The organism is Rhizobium sp. R693 (genome assembly GCF_002211315.1).
In the GTDB taxonomy this organism is placed as follows: domain Bacteria; phylum Pseudomonadota; class Alphaproteobacteria; order Rhizobiales; family Rhizobiaceae; genus Rhizobium.
In genome coordinates this window covers 273,390-288,608 of record NZ_LOKY01000047.1, presented here as the reverse complement: position 1 = coordinate 288,608, position 15,219 = coordinate 273,390, and the positions used below count along the sequence as shown (strand labels likewise).

Annotated in this window: 16 protein-coding genes and 1 other RNA gene; 11 read left to right on the top strand and 6 right to left on the bottom strand. The window is 60.1% G+C overall.

All coding sequences use genetic code 11. The features are described from left to right. Positions 1–12 precede the first annotated feature (12 nt). The 4 genes from gnd to ATY79_RS27615 all read right to left on the bottom strand — a co-directional run bounded on the left by gnd (position 13) and on the right by ATY79_RS27615 (position 2,045). The gene (gene gnd, locus ATY79_RS27630) at positions 13–1,032 is read right to left on the bottom strand and encodes a phosphogluconate dehydrogenase (NAD(+)-dependent, decarboxylating) (RefSeq protein ID WP_088693263.1); all 1,020 of its coding nucleotides are present in this window, start codon (positions 1,030–1,032) and stop codon (positions 13–15) included. A gap of 128 nt (positions 1,033–1,160) precedes the next feature. Continuing rightward, positions 1,161–1,319: non-coding RNA, 6S RNA (gene ssrS / locus ATY79_RS27625), on the bottom strand. Positions 1,320–1,378: 59 nt separating this feature from the next. Further along, positions 1,379–1,756, bottom strand: coding sequence for a cell division protein ZapA (locus ATY79_RS27620; RefSeq protein ID WP_028748233.1), 378 nt, complete (start codon positions 1,754–1,756; stop codon positions 1,379–1,381). A gap of 13 nt (positions 1,757–1,769) precedes the next feature. Then, positions 1,770–2,045, bottom strand: a complete 276-nt coding sequence (locus ATY79_RS27615; RefSeq protein WP_024315384.1) for a DUF4164 domain-containing protein — start codon at positions 2,043–2,045, stop codon at positions 1,770–1,772. A 336-nt stretch (positions 2,046–2,381) separates the two neighbouring features. Here ATY79_RS27615 and tkt point away from each other — a divergent pair, with 336 nt between their 5' ends. From tkt to ATY79_RS27580, 8 genes are all read left to right on the top strand, one after another. Further along, a complete protein-coding gene (gene tkt / locus ATY79_RS27610; RefSeq protein ID WP_088693265.1) occupies positions 2,382–4,361 on the top strand; it encodes a transketolase in 1,980 nt (659 codons plus the stop codon). Positions 4,362–4,516: 155 nt separating this feature from the next. Beyond that, complete coding sequence (gene gap / locus ATY79_RS27605) at positions 4,517–5,527, top strand: type I glyceraldehyde-3-phosphate dehydrogenase (RefSeq protein WP_007527381.1); 1,011 nt, start codon at positions 4,517–4,519, stop codon at positions 5,525–5,527. A gap of 122 nt (positions 5,528–5,649) precedes the next feature. After that, on the top strand, positions 5,650–5,790 hold the full coding sequence (locus tag ATY79_RS31075; RefSeq protein WP_189637170.1) for a hypothetical protein: 141 nt from the start codon (positions 5,650–5,652) through the stop codon (positions 5,788–5,790). 95 nt (positions 5,791–5,885) lie between these two features. Next, positions 5,886–6,206, top strand: a complete 321-nt coding sequence (locus tag ATY79_RS27600) for a hypothetical protein (protein WP_088693266.1) — start codon at positions 5,886–5,888, stop codon at positions 6,204–6,206. A gap of 333 nt (positions 6,207–6,539) precedes the next feature. Further along, positions 6,540–8,390, top strand: coding sequence for a potassium/proton antiporter (locus ATY79_RS27595; protein WP_088693267.1), 1,851 nt, complete (start codon positions 6,540–6,542; stop codon positions 8,388–8,390). Between the two features lie 70 nt (positions 8,391–8,460). Next, positions 8,461–9,663: a phosphoglycerate kinase gene (locus tag ATY79_RS27590; protein WP_088693268.1), complete on the top strand. Its 1,203-nt coding sequence runs from the start codon at positions 8,461–8,463 to the stop codon at positions 9,661–9,663. Between the two features lie 221 nt (positions 9,664–9,884). Beyond that, complete coding sequence (locus ATY79_RS27585) at positions 9,885–10,910, top strand: class I fructose-bisphosphate aldolase (protein WP_088693269.1); 1,026 nt, start codon at positions 9,885–9,887, stop codon at positions 10,908–10,910. 140 nt (positions 10,911–11,050) lie between these two features. Next, positions 11,051–11,968: a PhzF family phenazine biosynthesis protein gene (locus ATY79_RS27580; RefSeq protein ID WP_088705451.1), complete on the top strand. Its 918-nt coding sequence runs from the start codon at positions 11,051–11,053 to the stop codon at positions 11,966–11,968. Here the strand turns inward: ATY79_RS27580 and ATY79_RS31070 are convergent. Continuing rightward, on the bottom strand, positions 11,965–12,129 hold the full coding sequence (locus ATY79_RS31070) for a hypothetical protein (RefSeq protein WP_007802544.1): 165 nt from the start codon (positions 12,127–12,129) through the stop codon (positions 11,965–11,967). The genes ATY79_RS27580 and ATY79_RS31070 overlap by 4 nt on opposite strands. 170 nt (positions 12,130–12,299) lie before the next feature. Between ATY79_RS31070 and ATY79_RS27570 the strand changes: the two genes are divergently transcribed. The 3 genes from ATY79_RS27570 to ATY79_RS27560 all read left to right on the top strand — a co-directional run bounded on the left by ATY79_RS27570 (position 12,300) and on the right by ATY79_RS27560 (position 14,685). Further along, a complete protein-coding gene (locus ATY79_RS27570; protein ID WP_088693325.1) occupies positions 12,300–13,580 on the top strand; it encodes an MFS transporter in 1,281 nt (426 codons plus the stop codon). A gap of 21 nt (positions 13,581–13,601) precedes the next feature. Then, positions 13,602–13,793, top strand: coding sequence for a DUF1192 domain-containing protein (locus ATY79_RS27565; RefSeq protein WP_088693271.1), 192 nt, complete (start codon positions 13,602–13,604; stop codon positions 13,791–13,793). 376 nt (positions 13,794–14,169) lie between these two features. After that, positions 14,170–14,685, top strand: coding sequence for a DUF1465 family protein (locus ATY79_RS27560; RefSeq protein ID WP_018858873.1), 516 nt, complete (start codon positions 14,170–14,172; stop codon positions 14,683–14,685). A 120-nt stretch (positions 14,686–14,805) separates the two neighbouring features. Here ATY79_RS27560 and rpmE read toward each other — a convergent pair whose 3' ends face one another. Further along, on the bottom strand, positions 14,806–15,027 hold the full coding sequence (gene rpmE / locus ATY79_RS27555; protein ID WP_007527409.1) for a 50S ribosomal protein L31: 222 nt from the start codon (positions 15,025–15,027) through the stop codon (positions 14,806–14,808). Between the last annotated feature and the right edge of the window lie 192 nt (positions 15,028–15,219).

Sequence of the window (15,219 nt, the reverse complement as noted above, 5' to 3'; positions counted from 1 at the left end):
AAGGTTTGCAGCTTAGTCCTTCGGCTTTTCAACGTGACCGCCGAAGCCTGCGCGCATGGCCGAGAGCACCTTGTTGGCGAACTCATCCTTGTCGCGCGATGCGAAGCGGCCATGAAGCGCCGCGCTCAGCACCGGCGTCGGCACACTTTCATCGATCGCCGCCATGATCGTCCACCGGCCTTCGCCGGAGTCGGAAACGCGGCCGGCATACTTGGTGAGGACCGGATCGGCGTGCAGCGCGTCGGCCGTTAGATCGAGCAGCCAGGAGGTGATAACGCTGCCGCGGCGCCATACTTCGGCAATATCCGGCAGGTTGAGGTCGTAACGATAGTATTCGGGGTGCGCCAAAGGTGCGGTTTCGGCATCGACCTCGTGCGTGGCCGCACCGACGTTGGCATGCTTTAGAATGTTCAACCCTTCGGCATAGGCCGCCATCAGGCCATACTCGATGCCGTTGTGCACCATCTTGACGAAGTGGCCTGCGCCGTGGGGACCGCAATGAAGATAGCCCTGCTCCGCCGTGCTTTCCGGATGCGCGCTGCGACCCGCGGAAGGAGCGATATCTCCCTGCCCCGGTGCCAGCGATGCAAAAATCGGCGACAGCGACTGAACGACCCCTTTCTCACCACCGATCATCAGGCAATAGCCGCGCTCCAGGCCGAAGACGCCGCCGCTGGTGCCGACATCGACATAGTGGATGCCTTTGGTGATGAGTTCCGCGCCGCGCCTGATGTCGTCGTGGTAATAGGAGTTGCCACCGTCAATGATGATGTCGTCGTCGTGCAGCAACGGCAGAAGCTGCGCAATGACCTTATCGGTGATGGCCGCCGGCAACATCAGCCAGACGGCGCGCGGCCGCGACAGCTTCGAGACGAACTCCTCGATAGAGGCGCTGCCAACCGCCCCTTTGCCAACGAGATCGGCAACGCTTTCCGGCTTGGCGTCGTAGACGACGCATTCATGGCCACCGCGCATCAATCGCTGAACCATGTAGTTGCCCATGCGGCCCAAACCCACCATGCCAAGCTGCATCTGAAATCTCCTGGAAATTAAATCGATATAATTCCGGAAACTAGCATTCGCATTGCTGCAAGCAAGTGAAGTGTGCCTCACATCTGCATTGCACCAGCAGCACAGCGTGAAAGTGGATAGAAAGGAAAGTGCGATCCACGACAACCGATGGATGTTTACGATCCTGGGCGCCTACAAACGTAGGTGGGCACCGTGTGTCCAGGCCCACGAGCCTGGTCAGGGACAGCTCCCTTTGGATCGAGTATGGCCCCAGGGATTGTGGTTCCTGTCGAGAGGCGCAGACCGCACTCCGCTATATAAGGCTGATTTCAGCGACACGCCAGAGGGCTGGCGACGCCGCTCCTATTTAATTGAGTTCGGCGGGCGCGCGGCCATTCAGCTTGTCGGTGATGCCGCGGATACGGCTGGTTACCTCGCCAAGGGCCGCCGCAAGGCTTTCCTCAGTGCGGGCGTTCGCTGCGAGAACCGTGTCGCTGGTGTTCCGCAGCGTATCGAGCTCGGATTCGAGACCGGCGACGCGGCGGGTTAGTTCCGAAATCTCGTCCATGACCATGATGCCTGCCATGACGGTGATCCGGAGGTCGCCGATTTCGCCGAACTGGCCCTTGAGATGACCGACATAATTGTCGAAGCGCGTCGCGAGATCGGTCAGGTGGTCTTCCTGTCCTTCCTCGCAGGCCATGCGATAGGCCTTGCCGTCGATCGTTACAGTTACCTGCGCCATGTGCTGCGCCCTTCTATCGGTCCAGAACCGCGCGGATCGTCTCCATGGCCGTCACCAGCCGTCGCGAGACCTCGCGATTGACTTCTTCCAGCCGGTTCGCGCGGAATTCGGCCTGGTCCAGTTCCTGGGCAAGCTTCGAGCGATCGGCATGAATACGGCGAACTTCGCCTTCGATCTCACCCTGCTCCCGCTGGTGCTCGATACGCATCTCGACCGCGTTCTCAAGCCCTGAGATCGCTTGCCGCAGCTCGTTGAGTGCTGCTTCCATGATTTTGCCTGTAGGCGTCATGTCTCTTCCGGTTCCCCGCACAAGACCCGCGAATCGGCGCCCGAGACCGATCCAGTATTTCCAAAAGGATACGCGCCTCGCCAAGGGCACGTCAATAAAGCCGGCACCGCGGCTACCGACCTATTCTGTGGATGACGAAAATCAATCGTCACCTCGATCGCTGGTCAACTTTTGTAAAAATTGATGGTCAAATGTCTAAAATCGATTGGAGTGGCTTCTGGAGGCCCTTCAATTTATTGACTTGGCCGTTCCAACTGCTATGTGTCACCCGCTCTCATTGATGGTCTCCACAGGCTTGAGGCCATCCCCCCGACACCCGGAACCCGTGGAATAGCCATGACCTCTCCTGAACAAAACGACCGGATGGCAAATGCGATCCGTTTCCTCGCCATGGATGCAGTCGAAAAGGCGAATTCGGGACATCCCGGCATGCCAATGGGCATGGCCGACGTAGCGACGATTCTCTTCACGAAATATCTGCGGTTTGACCCGAAGAAGCCGCATTGGCCGAACCGTGACCGCTTCGTATTGTCGGCCGGCCACGGCTCGATGCTGCTCTACTCGCTGCTCTATTTGACCGGCTACCCCGACATGACGGTCGAGGACTTGAAGCAGTTCCGTCAAATCGGCTCGAAGACCGCCGGCCATCCTGAATATGGTCACGCGACCGGCATTGAAACGACGACCGGCCCGCTCGGACAGGGCATTGCCAATGCCGTCGGCATGGCGATCGCCGAGCGCAAGCTGCGCGACGAGTTCGGTCCCGAGCTTCAGGACCATTACACCTATGCCATCTGCGGCGACGGCTGCCTGATGGAAGGCATCAGCCATGAGGCGATCGCGCTTGCGGGCCACCTGAAGCTCAACAAGCTCGTCCTCTTCTGGGACAACAACTCGATCACCATCGACGGCGCCGTCTCGCTGTCCGACTCGACCGACCAGATCGCCCGCTTCAAGGCCGTTCATTGGAACACGATCGAGATCGACGGTCACGACCAGGCTGCCATCGCCGCCGCCATCGAAGCTGCTCATAAGTCCGATCGCCCGACTTTCATCGCCTGCAAGACGATCATCGGCTTCGGCGCTCCGAACAAGCAGGGCACCCACAAGGTTCACGGCAACCCGCTCGGCGCCGATGAAATCGCCGCGACCCGCGAGGCGCTCAACTGGGAATACGAGCCCTTCGTCGTTCCCTCCGACGTTCTCGACGCATGGCGTGCAGCTGGTAGCCGCTCGGTTGACCTCGTCAAGACCTGGGAAGACGGACTCGCCAAGTCATCGCACAAGGCTGAGTTCACCCGCCGCTTTGCCGGAAACCTGCCGGAAGGTTTCGATGCGGCGATCAGCGCATACAAGAAGAAGCTCGTCGAAACCAAGCCGACAATAGCAACCCGCAAGGCATCGGAAGATGCGCTCGAGGTCATCAATGGCTTCCTGCCGGAAACGCTCGGCGGCTCGGCCGACCTGACGCCGTCGAACAACACCAAGACCAGCCAGATGCATTCCATCACGCCGACGGATTTCGCCGGCCGCTACATGCACTGGGGGATCCGCGAGCATGGCATGGCTTCGGCCATGAACGGCATCGCGCTGCATGGCGGTCTTATTCCTTATGGCGGCGGCTTCCTGATCTTCTCGGATTATTGCCGCCCGCCGATCCGTCTGGCAGCCCTCATGGGTATCCGTGTGGTGCACGTTCTGACGCATGACTCGATCGGCGTCGGCGAAGACGGCCCGACGCACCAGCCGGTCGAGCAGATCGCTGGCCTGCGCGCCGTTCCGAACCTGCAGGTCTTCCGTCCGGCCGACGCCACGGAAACCGCTGAGTGCTGGCAGATTGCCGCCAAGACCAAAAACCGCCCTTCCGCCCTCGCGCTCACCCGCCAGAACCTGACGACGGTGCGCACCGAGTACAGCGAGAGGAACCTCTGCGAACAGGGCGCGTACACGCTCGCCGGCAATGCCGACGCGAAGGCGACGATCTTCGCGTCGGGCTCGGAAGTTGAGCTTGCCGTTGCCGCCCGCGCAACACTGGAAGCCAAGGGCGTCAGCGTTCGCGTTGTATCCGTTCCCTGCACCGAGCTGTTCTTCGAGCAGCCGGACGCCTACCGCAAGGAAGTCATCGGCAACTCACCGGTGAAGATCGCCGTGGAAGCCGCTGTCCGCGAAGGCTGGGATGCCTTCATCGGGCCTGAAGGCACTTTCGTTGGCATGAAGGGGTTCGGCGCGTCCGGTCCGGCGAAGGAAGTCTTCAAGCATTTTGGCATCACCGCGGACGCCGTGGTCGCTGCCGCAGAAGCAAAACTCCGCGCATAGCCCTTCAAATCGGTTCCGATTTGAAGAAAGGATTATGCGCAGTTTCTAAATGCTATAGCGTCTTTGCGCGTCATATGACGTGCGGCGCTATAGAGGGAGCGCCCAGGCGCTCTCCAATTCAATCCGCAAGCCCCATCTCTAGGGAGTGAATGCACATGACTGTAAAGGTTGCCATCAACGGCTTCGGCCGCATCGGCCGTAACGTTCTCCGCGCCATCGTCGAATCCGGCCGCACCGACATCGAAGTCGTTGCGATCAACGACCTCGGTCCGGTCGAGACCAACGCCCACCTGCTGCGCTACGATTCCATCCACGGCAAGTTCCCGGCCGAAGTGAAGGTTGAAGGCGACACCATCACGGTTGCTGGCGGCAAGCCGATCAAGGTGACCGCGATCAAGGACCCGGCAACGCTGCCGCACAAGGAACTCGGCGTCGACATCGCGATGGAGTGCACCGGCATCTTCACCGCTCGCGAAAAGGCTGCCGCACACCTGACGGCCGGCGCAAAGCGCGTTATCGTTTCGGCTCCTGCCGACGGTGCCGACCTGACCGTCGTTTTCGGCGTCAACCACGACCAGCTCACCAAGGAGCACCTGGTCATCTCCAACGCGTCCTGCACGACGAACTGCCTCGTGCCGGTCGTGAAGGTTCTCGATGACGCCGTCGGCATCGACCACGGCTTCATGACCACCATTCACTCCTACACGGGTGACCAGCCGACGCTCGACACCATGCACAAGGATCTGTACCGCGCCCGCGCCGCAGCCCTCTCCATGATCCCGACCTCCACGGGCGCTGCCAAGGCTGTTGGCCTCGTTCTGCCGCATCTGAAGGGCAAGCTCGACGGTACGTCGATCCGCGTGCCGACCCCGAACGTCTCGGTGGTCGATTTCAAGTTCGTTGCCAAGAAGGCCACGACCGTCGGCGAGATCAACGAAGCGATCAAGGCTGCTGCAAACGGCAAGCTCAAGGGCATCCTCGGCTACACCGACGAGCCGCTCGTTTCCCGCGACTTCAACCATGACAGCCACTCCTCGATCTTCGCGACCGACCAGACGAAGGTCATGGAAGGCAACTTCGTGCGCGTCCTGTCCTGGTACGACAACGAGTGGGGCTTCTCCAGCCGCATGTCCGACACGGCCGTTGCTTTCGCAAAGCTCATCTAAGAGCGTCGCGACATAGTTCGTGGAAAGCGGCTCGGGCAACCGGGCCGCTTTTCTTTTGGCGTCGAACTGACTAGCGTCAAAGCCAACAGAGAATGCCGGATGAATGGCTGGCGGATTCACCCATGAAAATTCTCATGACGATCATCGTTTTCCTTATGATTGCGAGCGTTTTGAGCTTGAGCGTCGTTGGCGGGCGCAGTTCGAAGCAGATCGCCGAGGGGCAGCCGCTGATGGCCTCCACCCGCATCATGGGCCCTCGATAGTCCGTTCCCGGGGAAGGATAGGGACTGGCGCTGCGCCGCCGATCGCCGTACTGTCGATCGAAGCTAAGACGGCACAGAAGCGAAAGAGAATTTTGATGGACTACTTTACGATCGAAATCGGCGGCCAGGCGATCGCAAGTTTCCGCTCCGAGAATGCCGACGACGCCAAGAATTTCTTCGAGGCCGAGGATTTCCGCGAGGACCTGACGGTCCTGCAATCGCAGGGCAAGCCGGTTTGGAATGGGGTCACGGCGCTCACGCTGCGCAAGGCGACCGCCGAAGAGGCGAGTGAAGTCGAGCACGCCTACGAATTCGACGACGATCCAGAACGCACGATCGACGATGAGTTTGTTGTCTTTCTGGTCCCGATTTCTGACCTCGCCGATGGCGAGGATGATGAGGACGACGACGCCTGAGAGAGAGCGGAAGCCTGGGGGCGTTGCCCTGTCCCACGCGGCATTCATTGAACGAGAGGAAAAGCGCAAGAGCGCGGCTTCTGCCCTGCTATCGCCCGATTTGCTCATACACTCGATTCATGCTCTTCGTGAGCGCTCATCCGGCTTTGCCATCCGGCACGCCAAAACAGCAGCATGAAGCCGCAAAACAGCACGGGTTGGACCGCAAGGCCTACCCATCCTGCTTGTTTTGCCGTTTACTCATAGCTGGCTTGAGTGACCACGAAAGGGCGATCTGGAATGGGCTGCGGGACCGGGGGCGGTCTGCATTGAATTGCGGGTAAGGGGACAGGCATGGAAGCGTTCTACATCGTCGTGCTGGTGTCGACGACGCTCGTGCTTCTCGCCGCATTCTCCAGCCTGCTCGCCTTCCGCTTCGGCGCCCCCCTGCTCCTGCTTTTTTTGGCGATCGGCCTGCTAGCGGGGACTGACGGTCTCGGGATCGAGTTCACCAACAACTACCTCGCCTATATCCTCGGCTCGATTGCGCTTGCGGTCATCCTGTTCGACTCAGGCTTCGGAACGCCGGTGCAAGCCTTCAAGCTTGCCGCGGTGCCCTCGCTGACGCTCGCCTCTGTCGGCGTCCTCATGACGGCGTCGCTCGTTGGCGTCGCTGCCATGTGGCTCCTGAACTTCACGTGGTTGGAAGGCCTGCTGCTCGGCTCCATCGTCGCCTCGACCGACGCCGCCGCCGTCTTCTTCCTGCTGCGCATTGGCGGCATCAATATCCGCGACAAGGTCCGCTCGACGCTGGAAGTGGAATCCGGAACCAACGACCCGATGGCGATCTTCCTGACCATCGCTCTCGTCGAGATTCTCGCCAGCGGCGAACGCTACCACGGCATCAACATCGGCATGCTCGCCATGTTCGTGCAGCAGATGGGCCTCGGTGTCATCCTCGGCCTACTCGGCGGCATGATGATCTCGCTGATCGTCAGCCAACTGGAAACCGATCGCGGCCTCACTCCGATCTTCGTGCTGGCGCTGGCGTTGCTAGTCTTCTCCGCGACTGGAGCAGTCGGCGGCAGCGGGTTCCTCGCCGTCTATGTCGCGGGAATTTACGCGGGTAATCGCAAGCTGCAGGGCTATGCCTCCATCAAGCGCTTCCAGGATGGCATGACCTGGCTCGCCCAGATCATCATGTTCCTGGTGCTCGGGCTCCTTGCGACGCCGTCGCAATTTCCGGCAATCGCCATTCCCGCCGTTCTGCTCGCCCTGTTCCTGATCTTCATTGCGCGCCCCCTCGCCATATGGCTATCGCTGCTCCCCTTCGACTATACGCAGCAGGAGATCGGCTTTGTTGCCTGGGTCGGCTTGCGCGGCGCAGTTTCGATCCTGCTCGCCATCATGCCCATTCTCGGCGGCCTGGAGAATGGCCAGATCTATTTCAACTGCGCCTTCATCATCGTGCTCGTCTCGCTGCTCGTACAGGGGTGGACGATCAAGCCGGTCGCCAAGAAACTCGGGCTCATCATCCCGCCGCGTATGGGCGCGGTCGACAAGGTCGAAGTTGATCTGCCTGGCGCGGCAAACCATGAGCTTCTCTCCTACCGCGTGATCAAGGATAGCCCGGTGCTGCGCGGCGAACGCATCCCACGCTGGGCAACGCCGTCGCTCGTCATCCGTGACGGCAAGTCGATGCGTTATCAATACGCCGGCCGATTGCGCGAAAACGATCTTGTCTATCTCTTCGTCGTTCCCTCCTATTCGCGGCTGCTCGACAAGCTCTTTGCCAGCCGCGCGCCGGTGGAGGAGGACGACGCGGATTTCTTCGGCGCATTCGCGCTCTCGCCGGCCCGACCTGCTGCCGACCTTGATGCCGCCTATGGCCCCGGCCTGCTGAACGAATCCGAGAAAGGACTGACGATCGCGGAACTGATGAAGCATCGCCTGGGTGGCAAGGCGGACTATGCGGACCGAGTACGTCTAGGCTCGATCATTCTCATCGTCCGCGACCTCGATGATCAGGACCACATCACCTCGGTCGGCATGTCGCTAGAGGCAGTCGAGCCCGCCACCGCGCTGCCGATCTTCCTCAATCTGCACGATATCATCGACCGCATCCGCGACCGCATCAAAGGCCGCAGGAACCGGGAAGCAGCCGCCGCCGCGGCCTCGGCCAAGGCCGATCAAAACCCGCAATGACTGCCTTGCGTCTGCGATCATCCTTGCTATGGTCGCCGCATCTTTTGGGCAATAACGAACGGATTTTTCCATGCCTTCCTTCAAGACCCTCGACGACCTCAACAATGTTGCCGGCAAGCGCGTTCTCGTTCGCGTTGACCTCAATGTTCCGGTCAAAGACGGCAAAGTAACCGACACCACGCGCATCGAGCGTGTTGCCCCGACGATCCTGGAGCTCTCCAAGAATGGTGCCAAGGTGATCCTGCTGGCGCATTTCGGCCGCCCCAAGGACGGCCCGTCGCCGGACCTTTCGCTGTCGCTGATCGCTCCGTCCGTCGAGGAGGTGCTGGACCATCCCGTGGCGACCGCTGGCGACTGCATCGGCGCCGCAGCTGCCGCCGCAGTTGGGGCGATGAAGAACGGCGACATCCTGCTCCTGGAAAACACCCGTTTCCACAAGGGCGAAGAGAAGAACGACCCGGATTTCGTCAAGGCGCTGGCCGCCAACGGTGACATCTATGTCAACGACGCCTTCTCCGCTGCTCACCGCGCACACGCTTCGACGGAAGGTCTCGCTCACCATCTTCCCGCCCACGCCGGCCGCACAATGCAGGCCGAGCTTGAGGCACTGGAGAGCGGCCTTGGCAACCCGGCCCGGCCTGTCGTCGCCATCGTCGGCGGCGCCAAGGTTTCGACCAAGATCGATCTTCTGATGAACCTCGTGAAGAAGGTCGATGCGCTGGTAATCGGCGGCGGGATGGCCAACACCTTCATCGCCGCGCGCGGCACCAATGTTGGCAAGTCGCTCTGTGAGCACGATCTTGCTGACACCGCAAAGCAGATCATGATCGAAGCAGCCACCGCCGGCTGCGCCATCATTCTCCCGGAAGACGGCGTTGTCGCCCGCGAATTCAAGGCGAACGCCGCTAATGAAACGGTCGCAATCGATGCGATCCCCAGCGACGCGATGGTGCTGGACGTCGGCCCGAAATCGGTCGAGGCGATCAAGGCCTGGATCGAGCGCGCCAATACGCTGGTCTGGAACGGGCCGCTTGGCGCTTTTGAGATCGAACCGTTCGACAAGGCAACGGTCGCGGCCGCGAAATTTGCGGCCGAGCGCACCAAGGCCGGCAAGCTCACCTCTGTTGCCGGTGGTGGCGACACGGTCGCGGCGCTGAACCATGCCGGGGTTGCGGATGATTTCAGCTATGTCTCAACGGCCGGCGGCGCTTTCCTGGAGTGGATGGAGGGTAAAGTCCTTCCCGGCGTCGCTGTGCTCAGCAAGGCCAAATAATTCGGCCAACCGAATTCAACAAATTTTACATGTAGATAGACCGCGGTGCGAAAGTGCCGCGGTCTTTTGCTCGCAGCGAATGCAAAAGCCCAGACTTTCAAACGATTAAAAGAAATTCAAACGTTTCAAACAATTTTGCTGCCGTTTTCCCGCCCATAAACTTCTGTTATCCGCGACCTATATCTACTGGTTGACGATTTTTTTGCTGTGGAGAGAACGATATGAGCGAACGTTTGGAAGACATTGCCGTGCGTATGGTAGCTGGTGGCCGCGGGCTGCTTGCAGCGGATGAATCGACAGCCACGATCGGTAAGCGGTTCGATACGATCGGACTCGAATCGACGGAAACGAGCCGCCGCGACTACCGCGAAATGCTGTTCCGCACGGACGACGCGATGCGTCAGTATATTTCCGGCGTCATCCTCTACGAAGAGACCCTTCATCAGAAGGCGGCAGACGGCACGCCCTTCGTGGACATCATTCGCGCTGCCGACAGCATCCCGGGCATCAAGGTGGATATCGGCGCGAAGCCGATGGCTGCCTATCCCGGCGAAACCATCACCGAAGGCCTCGACGGTCTCGCAGACCGCCTGGCGAAGTATTATGAAGCCGGCGCCCGCTTTGCCAAGTGGCGCGGCGTGATCGCAATCTCCTCCACGCTTCCGACCTGGGGCTCCATGAAGGCCAATGCGCACGCGCTTGCCCGCTATGCCGCGCTCTGCCAGCAGGCTAACATCGTACCGATCGTTGAGCCGGAATGCCTGATGGACGGCAAGCCGGGCGACCACAACATCGATCGTTGCGCCGAAGTCACCGAATGGACGCTGCGCACCGTCTTCGAAGAACTGGCCGATGCCCGCGTCAGCCTGGAAGGCATGATCCTGAAGCCGAACATGGTTATCGACGGCAAGAATGCTCGCAAGGCTTCCGTGGCTGAAGTCGCCGAGCGCACCGTCGAGGTGCTGAAGCGCACCGTTCCGTCGGCTGTTCCGGGCATCGCCTTCCTCTCCGGCGGCCAGTCCACCGAAGAAGCAACTGCGCATCTTTCCGCGATCAACTCGGGTTACGACCTGCCTTGGGCTGTCACCTTCTCTTACGGCCGCGCCCTGCAGGATACGGCCCTGAAGGCCTGGGGCGGCAAGCCCGAGAACATCGCCGCTGGCCAACGCGCCTTTGCCCATCGCGCCGAGATGAACAGCCTCGCCGCCAAGGGAAGCTGGAAGAAGGATCTCGAGAAGGCGGCGTAAGCCTCTTCTCGACCGATGAGACAGAAGAAACCGGTCGTCCTAGGCGGCCGGTTTTTGCATTGTAACCGCGACAAGTTTCAGGCTTCAGCAGCCAGCGGATCGCCAGTAGAGATCATGACACACGCCCTCTCGGAGCCGTCATGAAAACCGTAGCCTTCACGACCCTCGATGTCTTCACCACCACCCGCTTCGAAGGCAACCCGCTGGCCGTGATGACGGATGCGCGCGGATTGACCGATGCCGACATGCAGAACATCGCCGCAGAGTTCGGCTATTCGGAGATTACCTTCGTACTACCGCCGGAAGACCCGGCAAACACTGCCCGTGTCCGCATCTTCACGCCCACCATGGAAGTGCCATTCGCCGGACATCCGAACGTCGGCACGGCCTATGTGCTCGGCCGACAGGGTCAGGTCTTCGGGCGGCCGGTTAGCGATAGCCTGCGCTTCGAGGAGAGGGCAGGCCTTGTCGAAGTCAATTTGAAGCGTGACGGCGATGACGTTCTGTCGGCATCCATTCGCGCGCCAAAGCCGCTCACCATTGGCAACACGATACCCGAGCAGACCGTTGCCCGTTGCGTCGCGATCGAGCCAGGGGACATCCGTGTAGCCAAGCATCGACCTGTTGTTGCATCGGTAGGTCTGAGCTTCGTCTTTGCCGAACTTGCGGACCTTGCCGCCCTCGGCCGCGTTCGTCCGAACCTCGCCTATTTTCAGGATGCCGCCGGCCCGACCGCCGAAGGCAATCATGACTTCTCGCTGTTCGTCTATGTCCGCTCCCAGGAAGAGCCATGGGTGATCCGCGCACGGATGTTTGCGCCGCTCGACAACGTGCCGGAAGATCCGGCAACTGGCAGTGCCTCGGCAGCACTCGGCGCGTACCTCGTGTCGCTGGAGCCTGAGGCAAACATGAACGTCTCACTGAGGATCGAGCAAGGCGTCGAGATGGGGCGCCGCAGCATCATCCGTATCGACGTTGTCAAGAAGGACGGCACTGTTACCGACGTGACGATCTCGGGCGGCTGCGCGCCGGTCATGCGCGGCGAAATCTCGTACTAGACGAACAGATCGCGGCCGATCAGGGCCACCGCCCAGATCGCGAAGGCGATCAGCGCGATCTTCCAGAAATCCATGCGCCGACGCAGCCCGGGAACGCCGAGCGGCTTGATCAGCTGAATCGCCATCGCCAGGATGAGCAGCAGAGCGATCAGCTTGGTCATGTCTTTATTTTTCCATCTCTTCTGAATGTCACAGGACGGACATTTTTTCACGTCACGACTGCATTTATTCATGCCGTAAAGGCATTTGGGGGCACAATCAATCATCTCGAGGCTGGGCGACACTGTGTGTTGCCATGTCCTTTGACGTTCAACGCATAGAGTTTTGCTATATGAAAAGAAATCTGCTGTCCGTCGCCTCGCTTCTCTTCGGGACGCTCTTTCTCTTCATGGGTAACGGGTTGCAGGGTATCCTGCTTCCGGTGCGCGGCAACCTGGAAGGCTACGCGACAACGACCCTCGGCCTGCTCGGCACATCCTGGGCCGCCGGCTTCGTCATCGGCTGCCTCGTCGCCCCGAAACTGGTGCGCCGCGTCGGCCACGTCCGCGCCTTCTCTGGCTTCATTGCGATTATCGCGATCATCGCGCTTGTCAGCGGCATCATCATTCACCCGGTGTGGTGGGTACTCTTGCGCGCCGTCACCGGCTTTGCTACCGCCGGCACCTCGATGATCATCGAGAGCTGGCTGAACGAGCGCGCCACGAACGAGAGCCGCGGCGCGATCTTCTCGCTCTATATTGCCATCACCCTCTTCGGCGTCGTGGCGGGCCAGATGATGATCCCTCTCGAGGATGTGCGCACGCCTGTCCTGTTCATGATCTGCGGCATCTTCTACTGCATCGCGATGCTGCCGACGACGCTCTCGACCGCAGCTTCGCCGCAGCCGCTGAAGGCCGTGAAGCTCGATCTGCCGGCACTCTACCGCAATTCTCCGGTCTCCTGCCTTGGCATTCTCCTCGTCGGCATCGCCAACGGCGCCTATGGAACGCTGGGCGCTGTCTTCGGCGCGGGCTCCGGCCTCTCCGATACCAGCATCGCCATCATGATGAGTGCCACCATCTTCGCGGGCGCCCTGATGCAGCTGCCAGCAGGGCGGCTTTCCGACCGCATCGACCGGCGCTACGTGCTGGCGGCGATGTCAGCTATCGCTGCTTTCGCGGGCCTGCTGCTCGCGGTCCTGCATCCGTCGTCGCCGGTTTTCATCATCGGCCTCGTCGTGCTCTACGGCGCCGTTGCCAATACGCTCTATCCGATCGCTGTTGCCCATGCCAACGACTATGCCTCGGCCGAGGATTTCGTGAAGGTCTCCGGCGGACTGCTGCTGCTGTATGGCATCGGCACTATCATTGGCCCAACCATCGGCGGCCCCGTGATGTCGATGATCAACCCGCACGCCCTTTTCCTTGTGACGGCGGTCGCCCACATGCTGATCACCGCCTACGCCATCATTCGCAGCCGTATGCGCGCCGCGGTTCCGGTCGAAGACCGAGACGCCTTTACGACGATTCCGACGGCGACCTCGCAAACGCTCACCCCCGAAAGCATGTCGCTTGCCAACCCCGGACCCGGCAAGACTCCCGAAACCGGCGATCCTGCCCTAAAATATAGCTGAGGCAGAAACGGGAGGATTGAAATGAGCTTCATCGACGACGACCGGCCGCAGAAAAAGGTTGCCCACGAGATCGGCGCCGACCTCTCCACCCTATCGGTCGACGAGCTGCGGGCGCGCGTGGATCTACTCAAGGCAGAAATCGCAAGACTTGAGGCAGAGGCCGCCAGCAAGACATCGACAAGATCAGCGGCGGAAAGCCTCTTTCGCTCGTAATTCGTCGGCTGGCTATTGCAGAAAACAAGCTGCCGAAGAGCGTTAATTCGAGACAGATTTAAGCGGCCATTAAGCTTTATAAGGTATTACTGTACTCATCCAGATCTTCTCTGGATCTCAGACAGTTTTCCATGCGGTGAATTGGTCTGATTTTTCTCCCTGTTTTACCTTGAGAGCCGCTTTTGCGGCTCTTCTTTTTTATTGCGCTGGGGATCATTTCCATGAAACTGTGGAAGTTAACCCTTTCTTAAGAAACGCCTTGCGCAATTCCGCTAAAGCTACCATCTTAAAAGCATAAAGACCGGCCGAAGAAACTTTTTCCATTTGGCTGGCGTTACCTGACCATAAGTAGATGCGTGCAACAGGGACTATTTAAATGTCAGAGCTCGGATTGAACACAATCAGTTTTGCAGGTCGCGCTGCCGCATCCTCGCAGTTCAAGACACTATATTCGGAAGGCATGTCGCTGGTTGAAGAAACCGCTGCCTACCTCGATGGCCAGGGCCGTGCTGCCTCCAAGGTTCTGCCGCGCATGGCATCGGTTCTCTATGCGGCCGAGTCCATGCGCCTGACCACCCGCCTGATGCAGATGGCCTCCTGGCTTCTGCTGCAGCGCGCTGTCAACAACGGCGAGATGTCGCGTGATCAGGTTCTGGCGGAGAAAAACAAAGTTCGCCTCGACGGCTTCAACGTCGATCGCAACGCGCCCGGCTGGGGCGATCTGCCGGAATCCTTCCGCGACCTGATCGAGCGCTCCTTGCGCCTGCAGAACCGCGTCGCCCTACTCGACCGCGAAATCTATCGTCCGGCGGAAGCCCCGATCGTTCCTGATAATCAGAACAGCGTACAGGCGCAGCTCAGCCTGCTGCAGACGGCCTTCGGCAACAACTGAAACGGCGCAATCTGAATTCACGAAACCGGCTGCACCCGCGCAGCCGGTTTTTCGTTGTTCAATCAGCTCAAAAAAAACCCCGCCGAAGCGGGGCTTTTTAACTCTGCCAAGCGACAGCGATTAGAGGCCGAGGCCGCCGAAACGCTTGTTGAACTTGGAAACGCGACCGCCACGGTCCATGAGCTGCTGGTTGCCACCAGTCCATGCCGGATGCGACTTGGAGTCGATTTCAAGGTTCATGACTGCGCCTTCAGAACCCCAGGTCGAGCGGGTTTCGTATTCGGTGCCGTCGGTCATGACTACCTTGATCGTGTGATAGTCGGGATGGATATCTGCCTTCATAACAATCTTCCTGCCATGCAACGTCCAATTTGACGCATATTCGTTGCGACAAGAGGACCGATTGAATAAATGAAGCCGCAGACGCAAAGGCTACGGCTTCCCATTAGGATGGGCTGCCTATACATGAAGGCCGGCAGGATAACAAGTGCCATCAGCCGCGGATGAGCGGTGTCGAAGGCGATCGGAGACGAA

Coding starts and splice junctions, on each gene's coding strand:
- ATY79_RS31070 (WP_007802544.1), bottom strand. CDS start 12,129: ATGACCAAGCTGATCGCTCTGCTGCTCATCCTGGCGATGGCGATTCAG.
- ATY79_RS27615 (WP_024315384.1), bottom strand. CDS start 2,045: ATGACGCCTACAGGCAAAATCATGGAAGCAGCACTCAACGAGCTGCGG.
- ATY79_RS27600 (WP_088693266.1), top strand. CDS start 5,886: ATGGACTACTTTACGATCGAAATCGGCGGCCAGGCGATCGCAAGTTTC.
- ATY79_RS27580 (WP_088705451.1), top strand. CDS start 11,051: ATGAAAACCGTAGCCTTCACGACCCTCGATGTCTTCACCACCACCCGC.
- ATY79_RS27595 (WP_088693267.1), top strand. CDS start 6,540: ATGGAAGCGTTCTACATCGTCGTGCTGGTGTCGACGACGCTCGTGCTT.
- gap (WP_007527381.1), top strand. CDS start 4,517: ATGACTGTAAAGGTTGCCATCAACGGCTTCGGCCGCATCGGCCGTAAC.
- ATY79_RS31075 (WP_189637170.1), top strand. CDS start 5,650: ATGAAAATTCTCATGACGATCATCGTTTTCCTTATGATTGCGAGCGTT.
- gnd (WP_088693263.1), bottom strand. CDS start 1,032: ATGCAGCTTGGCATGGTGGGTTTGGGCCGCATGGGCAACTACATGGTT.
- ATY79_RS27620 (WP_028748233.1), bottom strand. CDS start 1,756: ATGGCGCAGGTAACTGTAACGATCGACGGCAAGGCCTATCGCATGGCC.
- ATY79_RS27560 (WP_018858873.1), top strand. CDS start 14,170: ATGTCAGAGCTCGGATTGAACACAATCAGTTTTGCAGGTCGCGCTGCC.
- tkt (WP_088693265.1), top strand. CDS start 2,382: ATGACCTCTCCTGAACAAAACGACCGGATGGCAAATGCGATCCGTTTC.
- ATY79_RS27565 (WP_088693271.1), top strand. CDS start 13,602: ATGAGCTTCATCGACGACGACCGGCCGCAGAAAAAGGTTGCCCACGAG.
- ATY79_RS27585 (WP_088693269.1), top strand. CDS start 9,885: ATGAGCGAACGTTTGGAAGACATTGCCGTGCGTATGGTAGCTGGTGGC.
- rpmE (WP_007527409.1), bottom strand. CDS start 15,027: ATGAAGGCAGATATCCATCCCGACTATCACACGATCAAGGTAGTCATG.
- ATY79_RS27570 (WP_088693325.1), top strand. CDS start 12,300: ATGAAAAGAAATCTGCTGTCCGTCGCCTCGCTTCTCTTCGGGACGCTC.
- ATY79_RS27590 (WP_088693268.1), top strand. CDS start 8,461: ATGCCTTCCTTCAAGACCCTCGACGACCTCAACAATGTTGCCGGCAAG.